Source organism: Ruegeria sp. ABM4_193 (assembly GCF_056158705.1).
In genome coordinates this window covers 1,029,748-1,053,309 of the sequence record NZ_JBSWTT010000001.1, presented here as the reverse complement: position 1 = coordinate 1,053,309, position 23,562 = coordinate 1,029,748, and the positions used below count along the sequence as shown (strand labels likewise).

Annotated in this window: 30 protein-coding genes and 1 tRNA gene; 15 read left to right on the top strand and 16 right to left on the bottom strand. The window is 55.4% G+C overall.

All coding sequences use genetic code 11. The features are described 5' to 3' along the window. The first annotated feature begins 269 nt into the window (after window positions 1–269). Both ACXADZ_RS05315 and ACXADZ_RS05310 read left to right on the top strand, forming a co-directional pair. Window positions 270–1,022, top strand: coding sequence for a helix-turn-helix transcriptional regulator (locus ACXADZ_RS05315; protein WP_475193355.1), 753 nt, complete (start codon window positions 270–272; stop codon window positions 1,020–1,022). Next, the gene (locus ACXADZ_RS05310; protein ID WP_475193352.1) at window positions 1,015–1,512 is read left to right on the top strand and encodes a hypothetical protein; all 498 of its coding nucleotides are present in this window, start codon (window positions 1,015–1,017) and stop codon (window positions 1,510–1,512) included. Before ACXADZ_RS05315 ends, ACXADZ_RS05310 begins: the two co-directional genes overlap by 8 nt. A 64-nt stretch (window positions 1,513–1,576) precedes the next feature. On the opposite strand, the gene ACXADZ_RS05305 is transcribed toward ACXADZ_RS05310, so the two are convergent. Both ACXADZ_RS05305 and ACXADZ_RS05300 read right to left on the bottom strand, forming a co-directional pair. Beyond that, window positions 1,577–1,662 (bottom strand) — tRNA-Leu (locus tag ACXADZ_RS05305). A gap of 169 nt (window positions 1,663–1,831) precedes the next feature. After that, on the bottom strand, window positions 1,832–2,098 hold the full coding sequence (locus ACXADZ_RS05300; RefSeq protein WP_171177687.1) for a DUF2312 domain-containing protein: 267 nt from the start codon (window positions 2,096–2,098) through the stop codon (window positions 1,832–1,834). A 151-nt stretch (window positions 2,099–2,249) separates the two neighbouring features. On the opposite strand from ACXADZ_RS05300, the gene ACXADZ_RS05295 reads away from it, so the two are divergent. Then, window positions 2,250–2,468, top strand: coding sequence for a hypothetical protein (locus tag ACXADZ_RS05295; RefSeq protein ID WP_475193348.1), 219 nt, complete (start codon window positions 2,250–2,252; stop codon window positions 2,466–2,468). Between the two features lie 9 nt (window positions 2,469–2,477). Here the strand turns inward: ACXADZ_RS05295 and ACXADZ_RS05290 are convergent, their stop codons facing one another. Then, complete coding sequence (locus ACXADZ_RS05290; protein ID WP_171093981.1) at window positions 2,478–2,693, bottom strand: hypothetical protein; 216 nt, start codon at window positions 2,691–2,693, stop codon at window positions 2,478–2,480. A 244-nt stretch (window positions 2,694–2,937) separates the two neighbouring features. Here ACXADZ_RS05290 and ACXADZ_RS05285 point away from each other — a divergent pair, with 244 nt between their 5' ends. The 4 genes from ACXADZ_RS05285 to ACXADZ_RS05270 are packed head-to-tail and all read left to right on the top strand — an operon-like array spanning window position 2,938 to window position 5,128. Continuing rightward, the gene (locus ACXADZ_RS05285) at window positions 2,938–3,801 is read left to right on the top strand and encodes an MBL fold metallo-hydrolase (protein WP_475193345.1); all 864 of its coding nucleotides are present in this window, start codon (window positions 2,938–2,940) and stop codon (window positions 3,799–3,801) included. Window positions 3,802–3,827: 26 nt separating this feature from the next. Next, on the top strand, window positions 3,828–4,256 hold the full coding sequence (locus ACXADZ_RS05280; RefSeq protein ID WP_475193343.1) for a YeeE/YedE family protein: 429 nt from the start codon (window positions 3,828–3,830) through the stop codon (window positions 4,254–4,256). Further along, complete coding sequence (locus ACXADZ_RS05275) at window positions 4,256–4,687, top strand: DUF6691 family protein (protein WP_475193341.1); 432 nt, start codon at window positions 4,256–4,258, stop codon at window positions 4,685–4,687. Before ACXADZ_RS05280 ends, ACXADZ_RS05275 begins: the two co-directional genes overlap by 1 nt. 9 nt (window positions 4,688–4,696) lie before the next feature. Further along, window positions 4,697–5,128 carry a protein tyrosine phosphatase family protein gene (locus ACXADZ_RS05270; RefSeq protein ID WP_171669210.1) on the top strand — a complete coding sequence of 144 codons (432 nt, stop codon included), beginning with the start codon at window positions 4,697–4,699 and terminating at the stop codon, window positions 5,126–5,128. A 10-nt stretch (window positions 5,129–5,138) separates the two neighbouring features. On the opposite strand, the gene ACXADZ_RS05265 is transcribed toward ACXADZ_RS05270, so the two are convergent. From ACXADZ_RS05265 to ACXADZ_RS05245, 5 genes are all read right to left on the bottom strand, one after another. Continuing rightward, the gene (locus ACXADZ_RS05265; protein WP_475193333.1) at window positions 5,139–6,242 is read right to left on the bottom strand and encodes a FliM/FliN family flagellar motor C-terminal domain-containing protein; all 1,104 of its coding nucleotides are present in this window, start codon (window positions 6,240–6,242) and stop codon (window positions 5,139–5,141) included. 77 nt (window positions 6,243–6,319) lie between these two features. Then, window positions 6,320–8,998, bottom strand: coding sequence for an ATP-binding protein (locus ACXADZ_RS05260; protein WP_475193330.1), 2,679 nt, complete (start codon window positions 8,996–8,998; stop codon window positions 6,320–6,322). Continuing rightward, window positions 8,998–9,303: a hypothetical protein gene (locus ACXADZ_RS05255; protein ID WP_475193326.1), complete on the bottom strand. Its 306-nt coding sequence runs from the start codon at window positions 9,301–9,303 to the stop codon at window positions 8,998–9,000. Before ACXADZ_RS05255 ends, ACXADZ_RS05260 begins: the two co-directional genes overlap by 1 nt. Next, complete coding sequence (locus ACXADZ_RS05250) at window positions 9,303–9,683, bottom strand: response regulator transcription factor (RefSeq protein ID WP_171093994.1); 381 nt, start codon at window positions 9,681–9,683, stop codon at window positions 9,303–9,305. Before ACXADZ_RS05250 ends, ACXADZ_RS05255 begins: the two co-directional genes overlap by 1 nt. A 77-nt stretch (window positions 9,684–9,760) precedes the next feature. Continuing rightward, the gene (locus ACXADZ_RS05245; protein WP_171669213.1) at window positions 9,761–11,053 is read right to left on the bottom strand and encodes a helix-turn-helix domain-containing protein; all 1,293 of its coding nucleotides are present in this window, start codon (window positions 11,051–11,053) and stop codon (window positions 9,761–9,763) included. A 212-nt stretch (window positions 11,054–11,265) separates the two neighbouring features. Between ACXADZ_RS05245 and ACXADZ_RS05240 the strand changes: the two genes are divergently transcribed. The 4 genes from ACXADZ_RS05240 (at window position 11,266) to aat (ending at window position 14,496) form a co-directional block, all read left to right on the top strand. Beyond that, complete coding sequence (locus ACXADZ_RS05240; protein ID WP_171093998.1) at window positions 11,266–11,802, top strand: helix-turn-helix domain-containing protein; 537 nt, start codon at window positions 11,266–11,268, stop codon at window positions 11,800–11,802. A gap of 150 nt (window positions 11,803–11,952) precedes the next feature. After that, window positions 11,953–12,456, top strand: coding sequence for an acetyl-CoA carboxylase biotin carboxyl carrier protein (gene accB, locus ACXADZ_RS05235; RefSeq protein WP_475193315.1), 504 nt, complete (start codon window positions 11,953–11,955; stop codon window positions 12,454–12,456). A 9-nt stretch (window positions 12,457–12,465) separates the two neighbouring features. Further along, window positions 12,466–13,812, top strand: coding sequence for an acetyl-CoA carboxylase biotin carboxylase subunit (gene accC / locus ACXADZ_RS05230; RefSeq protein WP_171669215.1), 1,347 nt, complete (start codon window positions 12,466–12,468; stop codon window positions 13,810–13,812). Window positions 13,813–13,863: 51 nt separating this feature from the next. Further along, window positions 13,864–14,496: a leucyl/phenylalanyl-tRNA--protein transferase gene (gene aat, locus ACXADZ_RS05225; RefSeq protein WP_475193313.1), complete on the top strand. Its 633-nt coding sequence runs from the start codon at window positions 13,864–13,866 to the stop codon at window positions 14,494–14,496. Here the strand turns inward: aat and ACXADZ_RS05220 are convergent. From ACXADZ_RS05220 to ACXADZ_RS05195, 6 genes are all read right to left on the bottom strand, one after another. After that, window positions 14,451–14,819, bottom strand: coding sequence for a DUF2155 domain-containing protein (locus ACXADZ_RS05220; RefSeq protein WP_475193309.1), 369 nt, complete (start codon window positions 14,817–14,819; stop codon window positions 14,451–14,453). The two genes, aat and ACXADZ_RS05220, sit on opposite strands and share 46 nt — an antisense overlap. Next, window positions 14,816–15,268 carry an outer membrane lipid asymmetry maintenance protein MlaD gene (gene mlaD / locus ACXADZ_RS05215; protein ID WP_171094008.1) on the bottom strand — a complete coding sequence of 151 codons (453 nt, stop codon included), beginning with the start codon at window positions 15,266–15,268 and terminating at the stop codon, window positions 14,816–14,818. Before mlaD ends, ACXADZ_RS05220 begins: the two co-directional genes overlap by 4 nt. Before the next feature lie 11 nt (window positions 15,269–15,279). Next, window positions 15,280–15,663 carry an NADH:ubiquinone oxidoreductase subunit NDUFA12 gene (locus tag ACXADZ_RS05210; RefSeq protein WP_171094011.1) on the bottom strand — a complete coding sequence of 128 codons (384 nt, stop codon included), beginning with the start codon at window positions 15,661–15,663 and terminating at the stop codon, window positions 15,280–15,282. Window positions 15,664–15,743: 80 nt separating this feature from the next. After that, window positions 15,744–16,106 (bottom strand): RidA family protein, encoded by a 363-nt coding sequence (locus tag ACXADZ_RS05205; protein WP_475193302.1) that lies wholly within the window; start codon window positions 16,104–16,106, stop codon window positions 15,744–15,746. 161 nt (window positions 16,107–16,267) lie between these two features. Continuing rightward, on the bottom strand, window positions 16,268–17,536 hold the full coding sequence (gene clpX, locus ACXADZ_RS05200) for an ATP-dependent Clp protease ATP-binding subunit ClpX (protein ID WP_171094016.1): 1,269 nt from the start codon (window positions 17,534–17,536) through the stop codon (window positions 16,268–16,270). Window positions 17,537–17,667: 131 nt separating this feature from the next. Continuing rightward, entirely contained in the window at window positions 17,668–18,300 is a 633-nt protein-coding gene (locus tag ACXADZ_RS05195) for an ATP-dependent Clp protease proteolytic subunit (protein ID WP_170530866.1), read from the bottom strand. A gap of 367 nt (window positions 18,301–18,667) precedes the next feature. Between ACXADZ_RS05195 and ACXADZ_RS05190 the strand changes: the two genes are divergently transcribed. Together ACXADZ_RS05190 and ACXADZ_RS05185 are read left to right on the top strand one after the other, a co-directional pair. Then, window positions 18,668–19,009, top strand: a complete 342-nt coding sequence (locus tag ACXADZ_RS05190) for an ArsR/SmtB family transcription factor (RefSeq protein ID WP_171094018.1) — start codon at window positions 18,668–18,670, stop codon at window positions 19,007–19,009. Between the two features lie 61 nt (window positions 19,010–19,070). After that, window positions 19,071–19,208 carry an entericidin A/B family lipoprotein gene (locus tag ACXADZ_RS05185; protein ID WP_171094020.1) on the top strand — a complete coding sequence of 46 codons (138 nt, stop codon included), beginning with the start codon at window positions 19,071–19,073 and terminating at the stop codon, window positions 19,206–19,208. A 1,154-nt stretch (window positions 19,209–20,362) separates the two neighbouring features. Here ACXADZ_RS05185 and ACXADZ_RS05180 read toward each other — a convergent pair. Continuing rightward, window positions 20,363–20,812, bottom strand: coding sequence for a hypothetical protein (locus tag ACXADZ_RS05180; protein ID WP_171094022.1), 450 nt, complete (start codon window positions 20,810–20,812; stop codon window positions 20,363–20,365). Between the two features lie 328 nt (window positions 20,813–21,140). Here ACXADZ_RS05180 and ACXADZ_RS05175 point away from each other — a divergent pair, with 328 nt between their 5' ends. After that, complete coding sequence (locus ACXADZ_RS05175) at window positions 21,141–21,791, top strand: hypothetical protein (protein WP_475193289.1); 651 nt, start codon at window positions 21,141–21,143, stop codon at window positions 21,789–21,791. 28 nt (window positions 21,792–21,819) lie between these two features. Here ACXADZ_RS05175 and ACXADZ_RS05170 read toward each other — a convergent pair whose 3' ends face one another. Further along, window positions 21,820–22,140, bottom strand: coding sequence for a hypothetical protein (locus ACXADZ_RS05170; RefSeq protein ID WP_475193286.1), 321 nt, complete (start codon window positions 22,138–22,140; stop codon window positions 21,820–21,822). Window positions 22,141–22,424: 284 nt separating this feature from the next. Between ACXADZ_RS05170 and ACXADZ_RS05165 the strand changes: the two genes are divergently transcribed. After that, window positions 22,425–23,543 carry a hypothetical protein gene (locus ACXADZ_RS05165; RefSeq protein WP_475193281.1) on the top strand — a complete coding sequence of 373 codons (1,119 nt, stop codon included), beginning with the start codon at window positions 22,425–22,427 and terminating at the stop codon, window positions 23,541–23,543. The last annotated feature ends 19 nt before the right edge of the window (window positions 23,544–23,562 follow it).

The following is a 23,562-nucleotide window of genomic DNA, read 5'->3' as shown; positions in this document are numbered from 1 at the left end:
ACAGCGCTGGATCATGGTCGAAGTTCTAGACTTGGATATAGTCAAAAAATAAACACAATTGTTTCCGCCGCTTACACAAAAGAAGGCACTAAAACCTAATCAATAGTTCTATATCTTAACGGCCCGTCGTGCATCGTCAGGTTGTAGAGATTCAAGACTTGAGCTATAATTAAAAGAATATAATTCCTTGATTAGTTAACGTTTTTTACCCTGGTTCTAATTTAATTAAGCACCAATTTCCGGTTTCGCCTGTTTTGTAGGGGGCAATAATGAGTAAGTCTTTGCAGAATGAACATGCCAGTCTTGACAGTTGTTCAGAAGATCTATCGATAATCTTTGTTGGGAAAGAGCTGTTCTATTCCAATCAAACGCTCAGAAGCGTGCAGACCGAATTTGGCGTGCATGCAGAACGTTTCGAGACCCTTGAAGCGATGCGTGCGCAGGCGCCAACCGGTAACAGAATTATCGTTGTCGACCAAATGATGCTTGAAGATCTCCTGTCGCGCCCCAATGCCTATACCAACTCGACCGGCGCTGGTTGTTTGGCGTTTGCTTATCGCAAAGAAGATTTGGCCCGCCGCTTGTTTCAGGGGTGGGATCGAGCGCAATTGGGTGAGATCGGATTTCTGCCAATGAATGTTGCACCTGATGCATGGCGAGCAATCCTAAGATTGCTGATGCATGAAGAGCTGTATTTACCAAGTTTTCTGGCTGACTGCGTTCACACCCCATCTCAAAGCCCCGCCCCGACTGCTATCCAAGCGCCGCCGGTTGCTCCAAATGGTGTCGACAGACATGCCCGCTACTCAAAACTGACCCGTCGTGAAAAACAGGTGTTGCAACTTGTTTCGCAAGGAAAAAGCAACAAGCTTATTGCAGCCAAGTTGGGGATCACGGAACATACAGTCAAACTGCACATGCACAATGTGGTGGGCAAAATTGGCGTCAGCAACCGAACCGCTGCGGCGCATTTCTATTTTGAGGTCGCGCCTCACGCGGCGCAACAGTCTGCCCTTGACTGACACATTCGAAACCCGGTTCGACCGCCTGATCTTATTGGTTGGCAGGTTGAACTACATGTGGACCAATACGGAAAGCCTGATGATCCACCTGATAGCAGGCCTGACGGGGGCATCCAAAGACGTCTCGGTAATCATCTTTCTGACGCTGAACACCACCCGCGCTCGAATTGATCTGGTCGAACGGCTGGCCAAGATGGAGGGGCGGTCGCCTCAAATCCGCGACCCGATCCTTGCACATACACAGCGGCTGACCAAACTGTCGGGCATCCGCAACAAATACAATCACTGTATCTATTCCTTCGACCCCGAAAGCGGCAATCCAAAGACTATTCTGATGCGAATCGCGGATCGTAAAACCGACATCAAACTTGGTCGCGAAGATACAGTGGACGACGATGCCTTACGTGAAATTGAACGGGTCGTTGATCAGCTGTCCGTGGCAAACAAGGACATTTGGAAGTTGATTCAAAATCTGGGGTATCCGGTTTAGATTAAACCAGCGCGACCGGTTCCAATGCATCTGCGACAAAACGGATGGTCGTGTCGGATCAAAGTGGTGCGGGCGGTGGGACTCGAACCCACACGGGCATACGCCCTTCAGATTTTAAGTCTGATATGTCTACCATTCCATCACGCCCGCACGGCGCGGCCCATTTGGGCTATGCAGTTTCCTTACATTCACAACAGGACGAGAACAATGCGCTTTGATGCAGATGAGGTCGGAAATATGGTCGGCGGTCCAATCCCAAGCCACACATGCCTTTTTTGCCTGACAAGGGAGAGGCACCGCCCCTCCTTGCCGGAAGGTCTCACATACCAAGTGCTTCTTTGTACATCTCCAACACAGCCTCTTCTTCGGCAATGTCGTCCTTGTCACGCTTGCGCAGCGCGATCACTTTGCGCATGACCTTGGTGTCGTAGCCCCGGGCTTTGGCTTCGGCCATGACTTCTTTCTGTTGTTCGGCCAGGTCCTTTTTCTCGGCATCCAGACGTTCGAACCGTTCGATGAACTGGCGCAGCTCGCCTGCGGTCACGCGGTAATTGGCGGCGGCCTGATCTTCGGTGATGTCTTCCATTTGCGTCTCTCCCAAAGGCTGAAAATCTGATGCAAGATGCCGGATACAGTGCTGTAGCCCGGGTCGCAAGCACCCAATCCTCAGACGCACTTGTGCCACCTGATCCGATCCGTTAAGCGCGGGGTCAGTTCACGATGAGATGTGGGGAACCATGTTTGAATTCATCACCTGGGGCGGAGCAGCCGTGTCCCTTGCCGGGCTTTGCGGTCTTGTCTGGTGTATTCTTCGCGTGATGAAAGCGCGTAAGGCCGGTTTGTCGGATGACGAATTGCGCGCGGTTGTTCAGGGCGTACTGCCCTGGAACCTGGCCTCTTTGTTCTTGTCGGTTACTGGATTGATGATGGTCATCCTCGGGATATCCTTCGGATGACCGCCTAGGTCAGATCGGCAGGTTATCGAACTGCGCTTCCATCGCGTCTTCGCACAAAGCCGCATCCAGTCGTCGCAATCGCGACGGCACGTGCATACCCTGCTGTCGCATTCGATCAACAACCTTGCTCACACTCGGTTGCAGCGCCAATCGCGTGTCCAGACACGCGCCTTGAAGCTTTTGTTCAAGCTGTTCTGCTTCGGAATACAGATTAGTTGCTGTCATAACCATCCTCCCAAGTGTTGCCAGTATCCCTCATATAGGTAACGGGATTAAGACCCGCAGATGTTAACCTGAATATGTGCGGGTTTTTGCCTGACGTAATCGTAATTTCGGCAATTCGGCGCAGATGGGTTAAAGTTTAAGCCATTTTAATCGAACCTGCCTTGACGGGCATCAAATTCAGATTGGCAGTTGTGTCACATTCCGAAATACATATATGAATTAAGCAACCGAAACGGAGGACAATATGACGCCCGCAGTGAAAGCGTTTTTCGACGATCAAACCTTTACGGTGTCTTACGTCGTCTACGAACCACAAGGGCGCGCCTGCGCCATTATCGACAGCGTTTTGGATTTCGATCACGCCTCGGGTCGAACAACGACCGCTTCGGCTGATCAGATCATCGACTATGTGCGCAGTCACGACCTTAGGGTTGAATGGATTCTGGAAAGCCACGTTCACGCCGATCATCTGTCTGCGGCCCCCTATCTGCAGCAGGAGCTGGGCGGCAAGATCGGGATTGGTGCTCAGATCGTCACCGTTCAGGACACGTTCGGCAAGGTTTTCAACGAAGGAACCGAGTTCCAGCGCGATGGCAGCCAGTTCGACGCGTTGTTTTCGGAAGGCGACAGTTTCCACATCGGCCAGATGCGCGGAGACGTGCTGCACACCCCAGGTCACACGCCTGCCTGCCTGACCTATGTGATCGGCGACGCAGCTTTTGTTGGAGACACGCTGTTCATGCCCGATTTCGGAACGGCACGATGCGATTTCCCCGGCGGCTCCTCGGCGACCCTCTACGCGTCGATCCAGAAAATTCTGGCCCTGCCAGATGAGACGCGAATCTACGTGGGCCACGACTACAAGGCACCTGGCCGCGACGAATACGCGTGGGAAACGACGGTGGGCGAGCAAAAGGCCCTGAACGTCCATATCGGACAGGGCCGCAGCATCGAAGAGTTTGTTGAAATGCGCGACGCACGCGATGCGACACTGGCCATGCCACGCCTGATTTTGCCGTCCTTGCAAGTCAATATGCGCGCGGGACAAATGCCCCCGGCAGATGAGGAAGGGGATGTCTTTCTGAAACTGCCGATCAACAAACTCTGAGACGGGTAAACAAAGGGATAAACCTCATGAATATAGAGTGGGTCATGGGCCTGTTCGGCGGCGTACTGATTGGTCTGGGCGGGGCGGTTTATCTACTTGGCAACGGTCGGATCATGGGCGCAAGCGGCATCCTGGGCGGCCTTGTTGATGGCAGCGCCCGCGATACTACGGCCGAGAAGTTGGCCTTTGTTTCTGGCCTGATCGGTATGCCGTTTCTATTGCGCCCGCTGATTGCGCCCGAGGTTCAGACACATCTTACCAGCAACTTGATCCTTGTCGTCATCGCAGGGTTGCTGGTTGGCGTCGGCACACGCATCGCCAATGGCTGCACGTCTGGTCACGGGGTTTGCGGCATTTCCCGGTTTTCACTGCGCGGGATCGTGGCCACCGTCTTTTATATCCTAGCCGGGGGCGTGACCCTGGTTTTGTTGCGTCACTTGTGGGGCCTGATCTGATGCGCCTTTTCATTGCTTTACTTGCCGGATCACTTTTCGGTACCGGATTGTTGATTTCAGGCATGACCGATACGACAAAGGTTCAAGGGTGGCTGGATGTTTTCGGCAACTGGGACCCGACCTTGGCCTTTGTGATGGGTGGAGCGATTTTGCCGATGCTGATCGCGTGGCGTTTGACAACAGGGCGCAAGCCTTTGACTGGAAAAGCATTTCCGCCAGCTGCAAAACCCGAAGTAGACCGAAAGTTGGTCGTAGGATCAGTGCTGTTTGGAATGGGTTGGGGGCTGGTTGGTCTTTGCCCCGGACCAGCGTTGGCGTCGTTGAGTTACGGAGGGCTTGGCGGTGTGGTCTTTCTGATTTCGATGGCGGCAGGCATGTTCGTTGCCCCAACATTTGGCGCGCAACTGGACAGAGCGGCAAACGCGGCCTAAGGAATTGGCATGGAGATTCGACCCATCACCCCCCGCTATGCCGTATCGCCGCAGATCACTGTTGAAGATGTGCCAGCAATAGCCGCTGCCGGCTTTGTGAAGGTGATCTGCAACCGCCCCAATGTCGAGGTCCCGCCCGTGATGCAATCCGATGCAATCGGCGATGCAGTACGCGCTGCAGGCATGGAATATGAGGTGCTGGAGCTGACGCATCAGACGATGACACCCGAGAACGTGAAACTGCAACGTGAGATGGCAGAGAGATGCGGCGGACCGGTCTTGGCCTACTGTGCGTCAGGCACGCGATGTTCCGTTGTTTGGGCTTTGGGGCAATGCGACCAAATGAGTACAGATGAAATCCTGAACGCAACGACGAATGCAGGGTATCAGTTGGAAAATTTGCGCCCTGCTTTGGACAGTCTTCGCACCAAAACGGGTTAAACACTCTGCGTTACGAGCTGCCATTCTCTGGTTCGGGTGTATTCAGCCCGGCCAGTTGAGAGATTTCGGCCACCATCCGATCAGAGTTGTCCAGGATCAGATCTTCTGAAAGGCTCCCCTCAAAGTCCGTCATGGGCACCGGGGGTGTGATTTCTACCATGTTGGCCATTGGATCGTCCAAACTGTCCTGCGGGTGAATCCCTCCGCGGCTTTCAATAAACTCCTGGGCTTCAGTTCCGCTTAACGCTGGTAGCGCAGCATGTTCGTTCAAGCGTACTGCTCGCAACCCTCCGCACTGGCCCAAGCGACCAACACCTGCCCGCGTGCGTTCGATCGTCAGGATCTCGGTTCGGTCCAAACGCGCCCCACGCAGGGGTAGGATGTCGCCAATTTGCATAGCGGTCAGCATAGACAACGGCACGGTCATCCGACACAAAGCCGCGTTCAAATCGGCCTTCACCACACCCGAGGAATGCTCAAGTCGCGGACCTGAATGATCCGATGCCTCATCAGCTATGTCAGACACGATTGGGGATTCTGGCACAAAGACCGAGATATGCCCTTGCCGTATCCCATTGGCCAAATCGACAGTCAGATCAAAGACCCGATATGCTTCATCTGTCAGAGCCAGCGACAGTTCCCGAAGGCTCGCAGCGCGCGATGCATACTCATGACCATCAAGGCAAACCTGCTCTGCTGTCGGGTCAATCAGACCGGCGGATCGGGTCAGAGCAGCTTCGATCAGAGGCGAAGACATGGCGGCGTCCGTGTCTGTAAATGCGCGAGGAGCCGGATCGTCCTGCAAGACTTCTCCGATCGTTTGGGTTTGAACGATGGCGGACACTAGATGCGGGTCAAGGCAAGCCGCCAAACGCCCCCCAGGCCCGTCAAACACCAGCAACAGCCAATCCGGACCAATCGCTTCGACCAGATCCTCTGCAGACCGGCTGGATTGCTTAGCCCCTATTACTGCAAGCGATAAATTCACGCGGTCGTTTGCGGCCCGCGCAAACCCCAGACGCAGCGCCCGCAGAACCGAGCGCGGACGGTCACCCAGATCTTTCTGACCAACGGTCAGTTTTCGCGCCAAGGCGGCATTGACGGTTTCTGACATGACGCCGATCACCAATTGTTCCAGCAACTGGTAATAGGTTTACATCGCCGAACGTTACAAAGTTCTTTATGACCGCATCACTGAGCAGCTTGCCGATGAGCCAAAGGCAAGCTCACTCGAAACGCCGCTCCGCCCTGTCCCGGCAGATAGGTGATCTCACCCCCAAGTCGCTGCATGATCTCGCGGCAGATGGCCAGACCCAGCCCTGCCCCGCCGGCCTTGTCGACGCCAACGCGCGCAAATTTCTCGAATACCATCGAACGCGCGCCGGGTGGAATGCCACTGCCATTGTCGATGAAATCGATGATAACCCGCCCGCCAACATCGTATGCTGAAATTGTCAGAACGGGCTCGACAGCATCGCAGTATTTCTGTGCGTTTGAGATCAGGTTTATGAACACCTGACCCAGCCTGTCTAAATCCGTGTGCAAGCCAATCCGCTCAGCAGCTCGTGCGCGCCGTACAGTTATCTTGCGGCCTGCTCCGGCCAATGCGCTGGACACGGCACGATCCAGAACCGAACGCAAACTGTCATCACTGATGTTGAGGTTGACCTGACCGTTTTCCAGAACACTCAGATCCAGCAGATCGTCCAGCAGGCGGGTCAATCGCAGCGCCTCATCGTGGATGATTGTGGCGTATCGGGTTTGTTCCTCACGGCTCAGACCTTCAGTGTCACGCATGATTTCAGAAAACGCCCGGATCGAGGTCATGGGCGTCCGCAATTCATGACTGACCTGACTAAGGAAGTTGTCCTTTTGCGCCGACACCTGTGTAAGTTTGGAATTAGCCTCGCGCAGTTGCCGCGCCGTTCGGCTAAGCTCGGATGACTTCACCTCAAGCTGGCTGGAGTATTCCAGCAATTGAGCGGATTCATCCGCCACAGCCAGCAGATCTTCGACCGAAACTGACGAGCCGCCCACGATCTGGCCGATCATGGCATGGGCCGTGGCCGTCCCAACGGACCCGCTCAATTCGCGTTCCAAACGGCTGAGAAATCCGGGGGTAGGTTCCGGCAGTTGCGACCGCCCTCCCTGCTTCTCGGCTTCGGCCTGAAAGAACTCCTGCGCGGGACCGGTGCCCAGAATGCGCTGGGTCATGATCATCAGGTCTTCGCTTTGCGCGACCGAGCCCGACCAGCCGCGCGGAGCGACCGAATGATCGAACACGTTGACAAATTGCGCCCCCTGCAACCGCTCAAGCGGGCTGGGAAAACTGAGCAAAGAGGCCACACAGAACGCGATTGTGTTCAGCAACAGCGACCACATTACGGAATGGACGATCGGATCTATCCCCTCAATCCCAAACAGGGCCTGTGGACGCAGCCAGCCGATTCCGAACAACCCGTTCTGCAGCACGCCATCGGGCATTGATGCGCCGCCCATTCCAGGCAGCAGCAAGGTGTAAATCCACAGAAGAAACCCAACCGTCAGCCCGACAAGTGCACCGGTTCGTGTGGCCCCGCGCCAAAACAGACCACCAACCAAAGCAGGCAAGATCTGAGAAATTCCGGCAAAGGCGATCAAACCGATCGAGGCCAGCGCGGCTCCTCCGCCCGACGCCCGATAATAGAAATAGCCGAGCGCCATAACAACGGCGATAGACACGCGGCGGGCCATCAGAACGATATTGCGAACATCGCCCGAGACTGAGCCCGTGCCTTCCTGTGTGTTCAGCCAGATGGGCATGACGACATGGTTTGAAACCATGGTCGATAGCGCCATAGCAGTCACGATTACCATTGATGTCGCAGATGAAAATCCACCGATAAAGGACAGCATCGCCAGCCAATCGTTACCCTGTGACAGGGGCACAGTCAGAACGAACAAATCTGGATTGGCGCCTTCGGGCAGCAGGTCCAGGCCCACGACGGCAATCGGGACGACAAACAAGCTCATCAATAGAAGATAGAGCGGGAAAGCCCAGGCTGCGGTTCTCAGATGGCTTTCGTCGTCATTCTCGACCACCATCACCTGGAACATGCGCGGCAAGCAGATAAAGGCTGCAGCAGACAAAAAAATGAAGGTCGTCCAACGCCCGGCGTCGACGTTCCACTGCCCAATTTCCGACGCATCGATCCGCTCCATCATGGGTGCGATACCACCGGCAATGCCCCAAACGACAAAAACGCCGACTGCGATGAGTGCAAACAGTTTGACGACGGCTTCGACCGCAATCGCCGTGACCACCCCGTGATGGCGTTCATTTACGTCCAGATTGCGTGTGCCAAAGAGAATGGCAAACACGGCCAAGCCAGCCGCAACCCAAAACACGCTCGAGCCTTCGCGATACAGGCCCGACGGGTCGGCCTCGGCAAAGATCGAGAAAGACAGCGTAATCGATTGTAATTGCAGCGCGATATATGGCGTTCCGCCCAGCACCGCCAGAATGGTGACGCAGACCGCCAGCGTGTTTGACTTGCCATAGCGCGACGACAGCAGGTCCGCGATCGAAGTCACCCTTTGACTGCGCCCCACACGCACAAGTTTACGCAGCCCCCACCACCAGCTGACCATAACCAGCGTGGGACCAAGGTAGATGGTGACAAACTCTAACCCCGACCGCGCAGCGTTGCCCACAGCACCGTAGAACGTCCAAGCGGTGCAATAGATCGACAGAGACAGCGTATAGATCAGTGGAGAGCGCAGCCATTTCCCACGCCCAGCCGCAGCCATGCGATCTGCTGCGAAGGCTACAGCAAACAGAAATACGACATAGCCCAAACAAACGAGAATCAGAACGTTCACAGTGGTCATCATTCAACCCCTGTGTCTTGATCCTCGGGCGTGGGTATGCGGCGGGCAGCAAAGCCAAAGATCAGACCGATCACGATTAGTGCGCCCCAGCAAACGAAGACGTAGAAGATTGCCGATGACAGTGGCACTGCGGCATCCCCGTTGGAGCGATCTGGCCACAGAAGCGGTAGTGCGAACAAGAGAGCCCCAAGAAATGGCAGCAGTCGGGCAGCGTCTGTCAACCTGCGACGGCGATAGCTTTGACGTTCCAGAAAAACCGAAGGTCGTGCGCCCGGCGGCTGATCTTTGTTACTCTCGTCTGACATTATAGTCGCGTCGCCTGCGCATGAAGATCACGCACAGCCGTCAGCACTTCGGCGTTGGAAAAGGGTTTCGTCATAAATCGGCTGACGCCTGCATTTTCCGCCATTTCCCGGTCGCGCGACTGTCCGCGCGCCGTCAGCATAAGTACAGGAAGACCGGACAGCTCTTCCATCTCTCTCAGATCACGCAGAATATCCATGCCGCTTTTGCCCGGCAGCATGACATCCAGAATGACCAGATCAGGCTGTGCGCCCTGAATTACCTGAAGCGCGTCGGCACCGTCGCCGTGAATCTCGACCTGCCATCCCTCGCGGGTCAGCAAGAACCGGATTGCCTCGGCGATATTCGGCTCGTCCTCGATCAACAGAACCTTACGGCTCATTTTTTCAGTTCCTCCCAAGACCGGTCGCCCATCCCTTGGCCGGTCGTAGCCAGATTAAGCGTTCTGTCAGGAAAGTGTCAAAAACCTTCGCTCAAAATCGACGGCTCGCGGCGTGCTGTGCAATCATTGCGTGGGCAGACCCGACAATTAGGTCCAACCTCGGTAACTGCTGGTTCGAAAGCCGTTTCCGGCTCGGGGCGCACCAACATGACAGATCGATAAGCTGGATCTTGATCGTACCCGGCCACAGAATGCGGCCAGGCATACGCGAAACACTCAAACGTGGCCGAGGCCCGTCCGGTCTGCACAACGCGCTTGCGCACCGGCACCAGGGGGCGATTCAAAGCAGTAAAAACTGGCCAAAGGGGGCAAGCCTCGCCATGTCTTGGCATGGCAAATCCCGGAACCGGCTTGAGGAACAAGATGCTGCCGGACGCGTCGCACAGCACCAAGCCGATCGGGCCAGACACAACACTTTCGGGCAAACATGCCAAGCGTCTAAGGACCGTTGCCATGTCCACAGAAAAGTGGCGCGCAAGGTTAATCGGATCTGGGCCAGCGTCTTGGATAAACGAGGCAACCGCATCCATTGGCATGGCTTGTGCGTCAGCGCTCAGTGTTTCCAACATATCACGTGCGACGGCTCGGGCTGCCGCAGTGTTAAGGTCACTCAGGTCAATGATATCAGCCTCACCTCGACCCTCCAATTCCGGGAAAGTGTAATCACGCGCCTGAAAGAACGCTTCGACCTCTTCCAAAGGTACACCGCGCGGGTCGACCGCTGTATCGCTTTCATCCAGAAACGTCACCAACGCCTTGGAACTGCCTGCCAATCGTTCGGCATCCTGATGCAGGTTCTTATGAAACCGTTCGCGCCATTCAGCCTCGATATCCTCGGTGTCTGCAAGAATCGCGGCCGTAGATCGAATCGCTGCTGCTGTTGACAAGACCTCGTGCATCGAGGCAGCCAGCTGAGGATCATGGGTCAGTCGGTCAGACAGCATCTCGACATTGCGTTCCAACGAGACGACACGGCGATGCATCTGTGCCAGCACCCCGGCCCAGCCAGGAAAGCGCCCGGCGAACTCTTCCAGACCGTCCAACTCGGCGGTCTGACCAACCGCATCATCCGCTGCTTCGCGCAGGGCCGACACCAATGTGGCTTCGATCCCCTTTGTCAGCACCGAAGGCTCTACCGACAAGGCCGCTGCGATGTCCACCAGCAGCTTGCCCCCGATCCGACGCCGATTATGTTCGATCAAGTTCAGGTAAGAGGCCGAAATCCCAGCCAACCGCGCCAATTCAGCTTGCCTGAGCCCGGCAATCTGCCGCCTCTCTCGGATACGGCTTCCCGTCAGAGTATCACGCATGCTTGCATCCTCCTGGCTAAGGTTAAGCCGAGATCGCGAAAGTTATTATCGAAACATATTATATATTTCTGAGGTTTAGTTCAAAGTTTTCAATCCTGATTTACAATTTTGACAAAGCCAGCGTGGTCACCGCGCAAGGATGACTGATCGTTATCACTCGATAAGGCCCTTCCCCCCTTCTCTTCTGCGCAGTTTCCCGGCACGATACCCGTATGAGCGACCCAGCCTTCGAATATGCGCCCATCGGCCTTGTAGAGCTTGAAAACCGGATCATCCGGCGCTGCAATCTGCAATTCGCGCGCACGTTCGGTGGCGAGGAAGCAGACTATCGCAACATGCCACTGCTGCACCTTTATCCTTCAGTCGCCGATTGGGAACGGATCGGAGAGCGCAGCCTGCAGGTCATGCGCGACACCGGCTATTACACTGACGAACGCGTCATGAGACGGCGCGATGGCGATCTGTTCTGGTGTCGCGCGCGCGGTCGATCACTGACCCCCGATGACCCATTTCGGCACGGCATCTGGAGTTTTTCGGATATCTCAGAGGAACGACCTTTGGTTGAATTGACGGTGCGTGAACGTGAAGTGGCCATCTTGTCCTGCCGCGGTTTGTCGGCCAAGGAAATCGGCGCAGAATTGGGGCTAAGCTATCGCACGATCGAAGCCTATCGCGCCCGGTTGCTTGAAAAATTTGGCGCACGAAAGCTGTCTGAACTGGTCGCGAAGCTGTCTGGGATGCCCCTGTAAGTCAATCGGCCCTTTAAATTAAGCGGCAAACCAGTTCGTGATGGTGCGAGTCGGCGCTTTTCATGCACCGCTGCTTGGCCTATAACGCTGCGTAATTTGATCAGAGCCCGCAAAAACAGACGGGCCAAAGGGGAACCGTCGAGGACACTCATGACAGATACCAAACACGAAGCGGATGTGGCATTCATCAAGGCTCTGGCTGAATTGCTGCGCGAAAACGACCTGACCGAATTGCAGGTCAAACGCGAATACGGCGAAGAAGACAGCCTGAACGTGCGCGTCAGCCGTATGACACAGGCCGCTGCCGCTCCGGTTCAGGTCGCGGTGCCCGCCGCCGCAGCCCCTGCTCCAGTTGCCGCCCCTGCGGCCGCCCCTGCCGCTGCCGAAGCCCCAGCGGCGCAGGAAGACCCGGCCAGCCATCCCGGTGCTGTGACCTCACCCATGGTTGGAACGGTCTATATGCAACCCGAACCCGGTGCGCCTGCATTTATCTCGGTTGGCGCTGCGGTCTCGGAAGGCGACACGCTGCTGATCGTCGAAGCGATGAAAACCATGAACCACATCCACGCCCCAAAATCGGGCACGATCAAACGCATTCTGGTCGGTGATGGCGACGCTGTGGAATTCGGCACTCCTTTGGTCATCATCGAGTAAGGCGGGCCCATGTTCGACAAGATCCTGATTGCCAACCGAGGCGAGATCGCCCTGCGCGTCATCCGCGCTGCCCGCGAGATGGGGATAAAGACGGTCGCCGTCCATTCCACCGCCGACAGCGACGCGATGCATGTACGCATGGCGGACGAATCGGTCTGCATTGGTCCCCCGCCCAGCCCGCAAAGTTATCTGTCCGTGCCTGCCATCATTTCGGCATGCGAGATCACTGGTGCACAGGCCATACACCCCGGCTATGGCTTCTTGTCCGAGAATGCCGAATTCGTGCAGATTGTCGAAGATCACGACATCACGTTTATCGGCCCCACCGCCGAGCATATCCGCGTGATGGGCGACAAGATCACCGCTAAGGACACGATGAAAGCACTGGGCGTGCCTTGCGTGCCCGGATCTGACGGTGGCGTACCCACATTGGAAGACGCCAAGCGCATCGGTGAGGAATTCGGCTATCCGGTCATCATCAAGGCCACCGCCGGTGGCGGCGGCCGCGGCATGAAGGTCGCGATGAATGCGGATGAAATGGAAAGCGCCTTTATGACCGCGCGTGCAGAAGGCAAAGCCGCCTTTGGCAATGACGAGGTCTATATCGAGAAATACCTGACCACGCCGCGCCATATCGAAATTCAGGTCTTCGGCGACGGCAAGGGTAAAGCGGTGCATTTGGGTGAACGCGACTGCTCGTTGCAGCGCCGGCACCAGAAAGTGTTTGAAGAGGCCCCCGGCCCCTGCATCACCCCCGAAGAACGGGCCAGGATCGGCAAGATCTGTGCCGACGCCGTGGCCAAGATCAACTATATCGGCGCGGGCACCATCGAGTTCCTCTATGAGAATGGCGAGTTCTATTTCATCGAAATGAACACCCGCCTTCAGGTGGAGCATCCGGTAACCGAAGGTATCTTTGGCGTCGATCTGGTGCGCGAGCAAATCCGCGTGGCCGCAGGCGAGCCGATGTCATTTGGGCAAGATGATCTGGAAATCAACGGCCACGCGATTGAGGTTAGGATCAACGCGGAAAAGCTGCCGAACTTTTCACCTTGCCCGGGCAAGATCACCGCGTATCACGCGCCGGGTGGTCTGGGCGTGCGGATGGATTCAGCGCTTTATGACGGATATTCAATCCCGCCCTACTATGACTCGCTGATTGCTAAGCTGATCGTTCAGGGCCGAGACCGGGCCGAAGCGCTGGCGCGGCTGGAACGCGCATTGGGAGAGTTGATCGTGGACGGCATCGATACCACAGTGCCTCTGTTCCATGCCCTGCTACAGGAGCCCGACCTGCACAGCGGCGACTACAACATCCACTGGCTGGAGCGCTGGCTTGCGGAGAATATGGAATAGTAACCTCCAAGAACCGGATGGCGCACGCCTTCCGGTTCCCTCTTACCCAAAATGAGCCTATCCGCTGAACTTTTGCTGCACGGGTACTCCATCGGCATTTTCCCGATGGCAGAACACCGCGATGACCCCGAGCTGTTCTGGGTCGATCCAAAATTTCGCGGCGTGTTTCCGTTGGACGGGTTCCATGTCTCCCGTAGCCTTTCACGCCGCATCCGCAATTGCGGGTTCGATATCACGATAAATCAGGACTTTTCAGGCGTCGTGGATGGCTGTGCCGATCGGGCCGATACCTGGATCAACGCAGAACTGCACGATCTGTACCGCCAATTGCATCAAACAGGCTATGCCCATTCTCTCGAAGTCTGGGACGGAGCCGCACTTGTGGGCGGTGTCTATGGTGTAACCTTGGGGGCTGCATTCTTCGGGGAAAGCATGTTCTCACGCCGCACCGATGCGTCGAAAATCGCCCTTGCCTATCTTGTGGACCGCCTGCGACAAACCGGATTCCACCTGTTCGATACGCAGTTTCTGACTGCGCATCTGGCGTCCCTTGGTGCTATCGAAATCCCGCGCAGCGCTTACAAAAGAGAACTCGAGGAGGCTCTGAATCTCAGCGCCGATTTCACAGCTTCAATCGATCAGTCCACAGCGGGTGTAATACAGCGGATCACCCAGACATCATAACGCGCATGGTCCAACGCATTTAGGGCTGGGGATGTCGCAATCATCCAGCCGTCAAACAACTGATCAGCTTTCCCCGTTTCCCAAATCGTCAGATAGGCAAACGCGTCACCCGTCGGGTTGTCAACCGGATAGCGGCAATCCCCCAACGCAACATCCAAGCCGAACACAGCTTCGGTCTCACCGCTTCGCATTTCAACATCGACGGTCTGACCGCTGACTTTGTCCAGCCCGCGCAGCATGGCCCCCGGACCGGACTGGACCTTTTGCTGAGCAACAGCACTAGTCCCGACCATAAGAAGGGCAATCAAAGCAGCGCGGATCATTCGCTGCCATCTCCGGCCACAAACTTGACCAGCAGAGAGATCAGGCTGACCGCGCCCTGTGTATCTTCGATCTCGTCTCCGGGCTCGAAATAGAATGGTGACCCACCGGGCATAACCTCGACGAAATTGCCACCCAGCAGCCCCTCGGACGAGATCACAATGGCGCTGTCATCCGGCACTAGGATGCCATCGGCAATGGTGAACGTCGTGTCTGCACGATAGGTATCCGCGTTCAGCGTCACACCGGTTACCGTTCCAATCTTGACGCCTGCAAGACGGACATCCGTGCCAACACCGACCCCTTCCAGCGACCTGAAAGACGCACCAAGTTCGTACCCGGCCGCGCCTTGCGACAAGCCCGTCGATTGGCTGGCGTAAACGCCAAATGCCAGAGCGCCGGCCAACACGACGCCACCGACAAATACTTCGGTCCAATTATGGCTCGACATGTTCGCCTCGCTTATTCTGGGCTCCAGGCCTCATAATCCTTGCGTTCTACCGGCTCGGCCCGACGCAGCGAACCTGCAGGCGCATAAGCCATAGCAGTGCCGGTCAGGTTTTCCTGATGCGGCTTTTCCCAGGATTTATGCGGCAAAGGCTTGTCCGTCGGAGGTTCATCCCAGGTGCGATGCAACCAACCGTGCCATTCAGGATCAACTCGGCTGGCTTCAGCCTCACCGTTGAAGATTACCCAGCGTTTGCTGTCGTCCGCTGTGCGATAAAACACATTGCCTTCATTGTCTTCGCCGACTTTGACGCCTTTTCGCGAGGTGTAAATCTGCGTGTTCAAAGTGGATCCGTTCCACCAGGTTACGGCTCGCAAAAGACTATTCAGGATTCCCATCGGGTGCCTCCGGCATTTCGGTCGAGAAAAGGTATGGACCAAAGGCTCGCCAAGGTCCAGTGCCCCTGGGGCCGCATGCGTCACTCCGGCAGAAACGCGGTCACTTCGATCTCGATCCTGTATTTAGGATCGATCAGCCCACATTCGATCATGGTCGCTGCCGGAGGATTTGCGCCGAAGGTCTCTGCCAAGATCGGCCAGCACGGTTCAAACTCTGTGCGATCCGGCAACATGTATGTCACCCGAACCACATCCTCGAATCCTGCACCTGCCTTTTGCAGAGCAGTTTCAATGATGCTCAGCGCGGAACGGCACTGCGCAACAATATCTTCACCCTGCCCAACCGTTCCGGCCACGTGAACCCAGCCGTCCGCGACAACCGCACGGCAATACCCAACTTTTGCTTCGAATTCACCACCGGATGAGATCCGCTGAATCGCCATGCCGCTTCCTCTTCGTTGATCGCAAGCCAAAGACCACTGCTACAAACGAAAAAAGGCAATCGCCAGTTCTCGGGCCGCAACTGTCTCGGGGACACTGGTAAAACGGCAGCGGGGGCAGAACCCCCTACTGTCTTGTCAAATCCAACACCCGTGAATTGCTTCTAACCTGCTGATGCCGATTCCGGCGCCGCGTCAGCGTAGATGAACAGTGGTTGTGACTCGGACGATACCGCCTCTTCGTTCACGACAACTTCACTGACGTTCTTCATGCCCGGCAGTTCGAACATGGTATCCAGCAGAATGTCTTCCAGGATCGACCGCAAGCCGCGTGCACCGGTTTTGCGCTCAATCGCTTTCTTGGCGATAGATTTCAGCGCATCATCCGTGAAGTCGAGTTCGACATCTTCCAATTCGAACAAGCGCTGATACTGCTTGACCAAAGCGTTCTTGGGCTTGGTCAGGATCGTTACCAATGCGTCTTCGTCCAGATCTTCCAACGTTGCCAGAACCGGCAATCGTCCCACAAACTCGGGGATCAAGCCGAATTTCAGCAGATCTTCCGGCTCAAGATCTTTGAAAATCTCACCGACGCCGCGGTCGTCATTGTCACGCACGTCGGCACCAAAACCCATGGCCGAACCTTTGCCGCGCTGCGCGATGATCTTGTCCAGACCGGCAAAGGCACCACCGCAGATGAACAGAATGTTGGTGGTATCCACCTGTAGAAATTCCTGCTGCGGATGCTTACGTCCGCCTTGCGGAGGAACGCTGGCCACGGTGCCTTCCATCAGTTTCAGCAAGGCTTGCTGCACGCCCTCGCCCGAAACGTCCCGTGTTATCGACGGGTTCTCAGACTTGCGCGTGATCTTGTCGACCTCGTCGATATAGACGATGCCGCGCTGCGCGCGTTCGACGTTGTATTCGCTGGCCTGAAGCAGCTTGAGGATGATGTTTTCGACATCTTCGCCCACATAGCCCGCTTCGGTCAGCGTCGTTGCATCAGCCATGGTGAATGGCACGTCCAGAATACGGGCCAGTGTCTGCGCCAGAAGGGTCTTACCGCACCCTGTTGGGCCAATCAGCAGGATATTGGACTTCGCCAGTTCAATGTCGCTGCCGGCTTTCTGAGCATGGTTCAGACGTTTGTAATGGTTGTGAACCGCAACGGACAGAACGCGCTTAGCGGTTGCCTGCCCGATTACATAGTCGTCCAGAACCTCGCATATGTCTTTGGGCGTGGGCACACCATCAGACGACTTCAGCCCGCTGGCCTTGGTCTCTTCACGGATGATGTCCATGCATAGTTCGACGCATTCATCGCAGATGAACACGGTCGGGCCCGCGATCAGTTTTCGCACCTCATGCTGGCTTTTACCACAGAAACTGCAGTAGAGCGTGTTCTTCCCGTCGCCGCCTGAATTCGTCGCCATGATCTACCTTTCGGGCCTCGTCCCTGCACCCCAGCAGGGATGCGCTTACGCCTGTTTGTGCAGCTTAGGCCAGCACTCTGGCGGCTACAATCTCAAAATGACCCCCGCGCCGATGGCGCGGAGCACTGGCCTTAGGCCTCTTCCGTGTCCATTTTTGCACGGTTTTCGACGATTTCATCGATGTGGCCCCAGTCTTTCGCTTCTTCCGGGCTCATGAAGTTGTCACGGTCCAGCGCCTTTTCAACCGCCTTTTTGGTCTGCCCGGTATGACGCACGTAAATGTCATACAAGCGATCCTTCAGCTTTTGCGTTTCGGCCGCATGGATCATGATATCGCTTGCCTGGCCCTGATAGCCACCGCTGGGCTGGTGTACCATGATCCGGCTATTGGGCAGCGAAAACCGCATCCCTTTCTCACCACCAGCCAGCAGAACCGATCCCATCGATGCCGCCTGACCGATCACCAATGTGGAACATTTCGGCTTGATATACTGCATTGTATCGTAAATCGACAAACCGCTGGTCACCACACCACCAGGCGAATTGATATAGATCGAGATTTCCTTGTTCGGATTCTCGGCCTCAAGGTGCAACAGCTGCGCAACGACCAAATGGCTCATACCATCGTGAATTGGGCCGTTTATAAAGATGATCCGCTCTTTCAGCAGACGCGAGAAAATATCGTAAGCGCGTTCGCCCCGGCTGGTCTGCTCCACGACCATGGGAACGAGCGTATTCATGTAGGTATCTACGGGATCGAACATTCTGAACCTGCCTGCTTTGCTATGGATCGGGACACTACCCCAACAAGTATTACCCGAGTCTTAGTATCGGCTCGGGGGGGCTGCAAGGGGGGCAAGTGAGAACGACGCAGGAATGTGTACTGTGATCAAATACGCGCAAGGCAGCACCCGGTCTTCACATTCAAAAACGAATGGTGGAACGCAGCCGGCGCCCTTTGGTCGCGGTAGGGGGGAAAGGTGGCTTCTGTTTCCCTTTCACTCATCACGGTATTTTGATTTATACATATAGAGCAAAATGACCGAAACATGTAAGTGGATGCAACGCGGCAAAGGTTCGTTGTGATGTAATAACGTGACCCACTTGATGGGTTAGCAAGGAAATAGAACAATGGCACTTCCCCAACTGTCACAAGACATGTCCCAAGAAGACTTTGACCGCATGGTCGGCAACGCGACACGTGCGTCGAATTTTCTTAAAGCGATCAGCCATGAAGGGCGCTTGATGATCTTGTGCCACCTGGTATCGGGTGAGAAATCTGTGACAGAATTGGAAGAGCTTTTGTCCGCAAGGCAAGCCGCGGTGTCTCAGCAATTGTCGCGCCTTCGATTGGAAGGTCTGGTCATCCCAAGACGGGAAGGTAAAGCGATCTATTATCGTTTGGCGGACAATCGTCCAAAACGGATGTTGGAAGTGATCTATGAGTTGTTTTGTGGTGAGGGTGCTTCTTAACGACTGGTTTCATTGGCGGAAAGCTGCTACCGAACCTCCATCGAGCACCAAGGAGACGACAATGATCCGTGTTATTTTGATTGGCCTGAGCCTGTTTGCCCTGACAGCCTGCGAAACTGCAAAAGGCGCTGGGAAAGATATTGAAAAGGCTGGGGACGCCATCCAGGACGCTGCGACAGACGTGCAGGAAAACCTGTAAGGTTTTCCGAACTTGCGCAGTGCGTTCGTCTTCAAACCAAGTAGACGGATTGCTGCGCCCGATCCCAATACCCACATTGCCGAGGCGCAGCCTCTTGGCTTTATTTTCCAGAACCACATCGGGGCTCTTTTGCACGCGCGAAAGAGCCCCGTTCCCGTTCAGCTGGGGGTGAGTGGTAGCCTGTATAAAACCGTAAACCGGCAAAGGAAAAGGCGTCAGGTGCGCAGACGTTGTCTTTGCGAGTACCCTTTCGGATACGCCTGACGCCTTACCGGGTCGATGCGCCCCAAGGGGTGCCCCGATCCTTTTGCCTCAGCCCACTGAGGGGCCGTGACAACTGCTTTGACCCCAAAGAGTCGCGCAGCATGCATCGGCCATCAAAGAGGACAGTCAACTGAAACAAGCGCGATGCCTGCCCACAACTGACCTTAACGGTAAGTCTTTGAAGCTCTAAGAAAATCCCAAGACCCTCTCAAACCCTCAAACCTCTGGACCTTTGCTTACCACCGTCGGTTCCGAGGACCCTAGGCAGTGATCAGACTGTTACATTCCGGTCCTCGCCCGGCAAGAAAATAGCACTGCAGCATGAAAAATAGACGGGGATAAAATGTTGATATCCGGCGGGACATTTCTGTGGATAATCCGAGAAAGCACGACACCGCGCTGAGTTGATCGGATGTTCAGGTAGCCGTCGATTATGTGCCACTTTTCCATGAAATGCTGCGGGTGCAAAGGCGGAAACTCGGCCGTTTCGGTGAGAACCACTGGGTTTGATCAACTCTCAGGCACCAAATCCGTCGAATCGACGACCTGAACAGCTCTTTATTAGGTCACCTCGTTACCCACGGCAGTGCTTGGCCCCCAGCTGAAATAGGGCGTGAAAAACTCTTGTCGGTAATTCATCAAGAACCGGATGGCGAAGATTCACTACGTGCGAGACCCAACTGGCCCCGGTCTTGGGACAGCGCATTCCAACCGGAACGCTTTGAATCCTGTAGCACACAGTGACATCGCCACCCGGTCTCCTCCCCTTGGAAAAGACAATGGCTTCAATACTGAGAAGCGGTCCGACCCGGACGACGACCGGCCACTCTGCCGCATAGGCGGCGGGCGGCGGTCTATACCCCCTACGGTCCGACCGGGCCGGAACCGCTTCAGTTCACCTGACGTTCCAGAACGGTGCTGTAAGTCGTTCCGTTTCGCAGGCTACGGAAATCCGCATAGATCTTGCCGTCTTCATACCGCGCATCGATCAACGCATTGGCGCCAATCACCAGCGGTGAGGTTTCAACAATGCCGATGGCGCCAGAGCCATCCAGACTGATGGTTCCGGTTGCCTCGTACTCATTCCATTCGGTGTCGCCATCGCGCCGCCACTTGCTGGGACCCCAGAAGACATTGTCCTCCTGAATCTGCACATCAAGCATCCATTCCGCCTGGTTGAACCGAGGCTCGTCGCCTTTGTAGTAATGGCTCGGCTGGACGGTCGTGTAAGACCCCAACCACGTACCGCGCAGGTCGGGCGTTGTTTCAGCCATCGCGGCTGTTCCAAGGGTGAGTGTCGTGGCCAAAGCAGCTGCTCCGGCAGTCATGTATCTGGTCATGGGCTCTCTCCTTCTGTGTGCCCAACAGATTGGGAGAGCGCGAAGCGGTTACAACTTACCTAAAGTAAACTTCACACACCGTTCAGGTTGCCCGGCGCTTGAAGCGACCGGAACGTGCTGATGGTGCGCCTTTTTCCTTCCCACAGCAGTCAACGCAACTTAAAGACTGGGTGCGATACACCCGCCCGACGGACAGAAACGCGAATAGGTACAAATGCACTTTCCCAAAAGACACCATCGCGCCTTCAAAAGCGCTGTCCGACGCTTCCGAAGCGAGTTTTCGCAGTTTGTGCTGGAACAAAGCGGCTCTGAGGTGCTGTGCGGGCCGATGAAAGGCTTTCGTTTTACCGAAAACGCCTTTTGGGGCGGGCATTCTGATACCGCCACAAAGATCTTTGGCCTATATGAACAGCAGAACCTTGGCATTCTGAGCAACTCGAACAAGCCCGTGCTGGTGGATATCGGCGCGGCCGACGGCTTTTGGGGCGTTGGCCTTGTCTCGACCGGTAACTTCGAGAAAAGCGTGTGTTTTGAAGTATCGGCAAAGGGCCGCGAGGTCATCCGCGAGACGGCCGAGCATAACGGTGTCGGTGACCGCGTGACCGTATTCGGCGACGCGCTGGATAACACCGCCGAGAATATCGCAAGTGTCGCCCCCGACCCCGGTGACATTTTCTTTCTGATCGACATCGAAGGCGTGGAATTCAGCCTGCTGACCGAAGACTTCCTGACCCAGTATCGCCAGTCGGAATTCCTGATCGAACTGCATCCTCAGATGGTCGAGAACGGCCCCGCCAAGCTGAGGGCCATCGAAGATTTTTGCGGTCAGTATTTCCAGATCACTTATGTGGATGGCAGCGTCCGCGACACGTCAGAGATGGATAAAGTCCTCAAGCTGGGGGATGATTTCAAATGGCCGATCATCTCGGAAGGGCGCGGGTTTCCGATGCAATGGCTGCATCTGGTACCGCGCAGATAAGGTATTTGGTCTGAGCGAACAGAGTGCGTCAGGCCCAAGCCAGCGCTGTGCCGATCAGAACCAGAGCGATCCCCGCAACTTCCCGGTTTGAGAAATTCTCGCCAAACAAAAAGAATGAGGCGATGGCGATCAGAATGACCTCGGCCCCCAGAATGCCAGTATAGATGATGCCCAACCGCTCCTCACGCAGCGCGGCGAGTTCCAGCGTTGCGGCGGCCAGCAATGTCGCGACGATCAGTAGGGTCAGGCCAACACCGGGGATCTTCCACCAGAACTTCATCGAGATCATGGCCACGGAATAGAGACCCGCCGACCCAAGGGCGATGAGGGGGATCATGGATGTGGACACAGGGGCCTCCTGCCGAGGTTGCCGTTAGGTCAAGCTTAGCAGGAGGGTGCGGTTGGGGCTGTGAGGTTAGTCACACCCACAAACCCGCCCTATGCGTTTGCAACGGTTGTTCATCAGAGTTGAGGGCCGCGACCGCCCCGAGGGGAGGCGCAAACGCGCCGCTAGATGGGGGCGGGTCGGCGCGGCCCAGCGGGGCCGCCGGGCGGAATTACCATAGACCAATCGGAAGTTGCAGGCCTCAAAATCTCGAAATATGATCGCGAAAATAAGGATTTGAGAGACGAATGACCGTTTGTTTGTATGCCAGCCCGATGAATACGCCCGTGGTAATTTCCGACTGCCTTGCGATCGGGCGTGATGCCGAAGCACCAAAATTAAGACCTGAAAATTTTGGTTTAACCGGAACCTATGATCTGAACCAAAAAGCTCAACTTTTCTCTAAAACCTACAGAATTGATCAAGATACAATTTCTTCGTTTGCAGGATCTGCGCACGGCGTATCGGAGTTCATACGAGAATTCCCAAAAGCGTTCGAGAACAGGCCGAAATATGAGCGTCCCTTAGAATTTGCGGGGCGTATTGTTGAGGAATTCAACTCATCGCCCTTAAGACAATCTCCTGATCTAGACACACGCATAAGCATGATTGCTGCACATATTAATCAGGATAAAATTCACACCTGTAGCCCAGATAGTGAATATCGGGCCTTAGAAACGCGAAACTTTGGCATTTGCCATATCATGGGAAGTGGTGCGGAATCGCTGAGCCAAATTCTCCGGCAATGGGATTCGAGCATAAATCCTGAAGAATTCACGCGTGGTAACGGGGCTTCCGCAGAAGAGCTAATACTAGGGCTCTACGGCGCGCTAACCTCTTGGCAAATATTTGAATTGGGGCATGACGCCTCAAATCTCTCATGGGGCGGTTACTTTCAGTGCTACTTTTACGACAAGCCTCTGGGTATGTGGTCCAAAATACCCTCATGGGTGAATTTGGCGGTGATACTCCCAGAGGATCCGACAAGAGGCCTAGAAATCCACAACAAACTTACCGCCTATTCAGGAAGCCGGAGAGTGGAAAGCGAATCTTTTTTATTCGGCATTCGAAGAAATGGACAAAGCCTCGATATCCTCCCGTGGCAAATATCGCCTATTTTGGCGGATGAGGTGATAGGTCCAGTGAGAAACTACAAATCAGAGTTAAGAGATTTTGATCCTATTCGGGCTACCATATGTGTCCTGAAAAAAGAGAATGACAACCTAAAAGCTATAGCTCATCGGACACTGCATCCAGGAGAGATGCGCGAGTTTAGCATCAGCTTTGATCCGTTGAACTTAGATTTAGGAAAGGCTGTTTTAAGCGGCCTACAAAAATCTGTTGAGGCAACAATCAGCGCTAACTGAAGTTTGATTTAATCAAGAC

Excerpts from the sequence above, each read along its gene's own strand:
- ACXADZ_RS05315 (WP_475193355.1), top strand. The coding sequence starts at position 270 with ATGAGTAAGTCTTTGCAGAATGAACATGCCAGTCTTGACAGTTGTTCA.
- ACXADZ_RS05300 (WP_171177687.1), bottom strand. The coding sequence starts at position 2,098 with ATGGAAGACATCACCGAAGATCAGGCCGCCGCCAATTACCGCGTGACC.
- ACXADZ_RS05295 (WP_475193348.1), top strand. The coding sequence starts at position 2,250 with ATGTTTGAATTCATCACCTGGGGCGGAGCAGCCGTGTCCCTTGCCGGG.
- ACXADZ_RS05290 (WP_171093981.1), bottom strand. The coding sequence starts at position 2,693 with ATGACAGCAACTAATCTGTATTCCGAAGCAGAACAGCTTGAACAAAAG.
- ACXADZ_RS05285 (WP_475193345.1), top strand. The coding sequence starts at position 2,938 with ATGACGCCCGCAGTGAAAGCGTTTTTCGACGATCAAACCTTTACGGTG.
- ACXADZ_RS05280 (WP_475193343.1), top strand. The coding sequence starts at position 3,828 with ATGAATATAGAGTGGGTCATGGGCCTGTTCGGCGGCGTACTGATTGGT.
- ACXADZ_RS05275 (WP_475193341.1), top strand. The coding sequence starts at position 4,256 with ATGCGCCTTTTCATTGCTTTACTTGCCGGATCACTTTTCGGTACCGGA.
- ACXADZ_RS05270 (WP_171669210.1), top strand. The coding sequence starts at position 4,697 with ATGGAGATTCGACCCATCACCCCCCGCTATGCCGTATCGCCGCAGATC.
- ACXADZ_RS05265 (WP_475193333.1), bottom strand. The coding sequence starts at position 6,242 with ATGTCAGAAACCGTCAATGCCGCCTTGGCGCGAAAACTGACCGTTGGT.
- ACXADZ_RS05260 (WP_475193330.1), bottom strand. The coding sequence starts at position 8,998 with ATGACCACTGTGAACGTTCTGATTCTCGTTTGTTTGGGCTATGTCGTA.
- ACXADZ_RS05255 (WP_475193326.1), bottom strand. The coding sequence starts at position 9,303 with ATGTCAGACGAGAGTAACAAAGATCAGCCGCCGGGCGCACGACCTTCG.
- ACXADZ_RS05250 (WP_171093994.1), bottom strand. The coding sequence starts at position 9,683 with ATGAGCCGTAAGGTTCTGTTGATCGAGGACGAGCCGAATATCGCCGAG.
- ACXADZ_RS05245 (WP_171669213.1), bottom strand. The coding sequence starts at position 11,053 with ATGCGTGATACTCTGACGGGAAGCCGTATCCGAGAGAGGCGGCAGATT.
- ACXADZ_RS05240 (WP_171093998.1), top strand. The coding sequence starts at position 11,266 with ATGAGCGACCCAGCCTTCGAATATGCGCCCATCGGCCTTGTAGAGCTT.
- accB (WP_475193315.1), top strand. The coding sequence starts at position 11,953 with ATGACAGATACCAAACACGAAGCGGATGTGGCATTCATCAAGGCTCTG.
- accC (WP_171669215.1), top strand. The coding sequence starts at position 12,466 with ATGTTCGACAAGATCCTGATTGCCAACCGAGGCGAGATCGCCCTGCGC.
- aat (WP_475193313.1), top strand. The coding sequence starts at position 13,864 with ATGAGCCTATCCGCTGAACTTTTGCTGCACGGGTACTCCATCGGCATT.
- ACXADZ_RS05220 (WP_475193309.1), bottom strand. The coding sequence starts at position 14,819 with ATGATCCGCGCTGCTTTGATTGCCCTTCTTATGGTCGGGACTAGTGCT.
- mlaD (WP_171094008.1), bottom strand. The coding sequence starts at position 15,268 with ATGTCGAGCCATAATTGGACCGAAGTATTTGTCGGTGGCGTCGTGTTG.
- ACXADZ_RS05210 (WP_171094011.1), bottom strand. The coding sequence starts at position 15,663 with ATGGGAATCCTGAATAGTCTTTTGCGAGCCGTAACCTGGTGGAACGGA.
- ACXADZ_RS05205 (WP_475193302.1), bottom strand. The coding sequence starts at position 16,106 with ATGGCGATTCAGCGGATCTCATCCGGTGGTGAATTCGAAGCAAAAGTT.
- clpX (WP_171094016.1), bottom strand. The coding sequence starts at position 17,536 with ATGGCGACGAATTCAGGCGGCGACGGGAAGAACACGCTCTACTGCAGT.
- ACXADZ_RS05195 (WP_170530866.1), bottom strand. The coding sequence starts at position 18,300 with ATGTTCGATCCCGTAGATACCTACATGAATACGCTCGTTCCCATGGTC.
- ACXADZ_RS05190 (WP_171094018.1), top strand. The coding sequence starts at position 18,668 with ATGGCACTTCCCCAACTGTCACAAGACATGTCCCAAGAAGACTTTGAC.
- ACXADZ_RS05185 (WP_171094020.1), top strand. The coding sequence starts at position 19,071 with ATGATCCGTGTTATTTTGATTGGCCTGAGCCTGTTTGCCCTGACAGCC.
- ACXADZ_RS05180 (WP_171094022.1), bottom strand. The coding sequence starts at position 20,812 with ATGACCAGATACATGACTGCCGGAGCAGCTGCTTTGGCCACGACACTC.
- ACXADZ_RS05175 (WP_475193289.1), top strand. The coding sequence starts at position 21,141 with ATGAAAGGCTTTCGTTTTACCGAAAACGCCTTTTGGGGCGGGCATTCT.
- ACXADZ_RS05165 (WP_475193281.1), top strand. The coding sequence starts at position 22,425 with ATGACCGTTTGTTTGTATGCCAGCCCGATGAATACGCCCGTGGTAATT.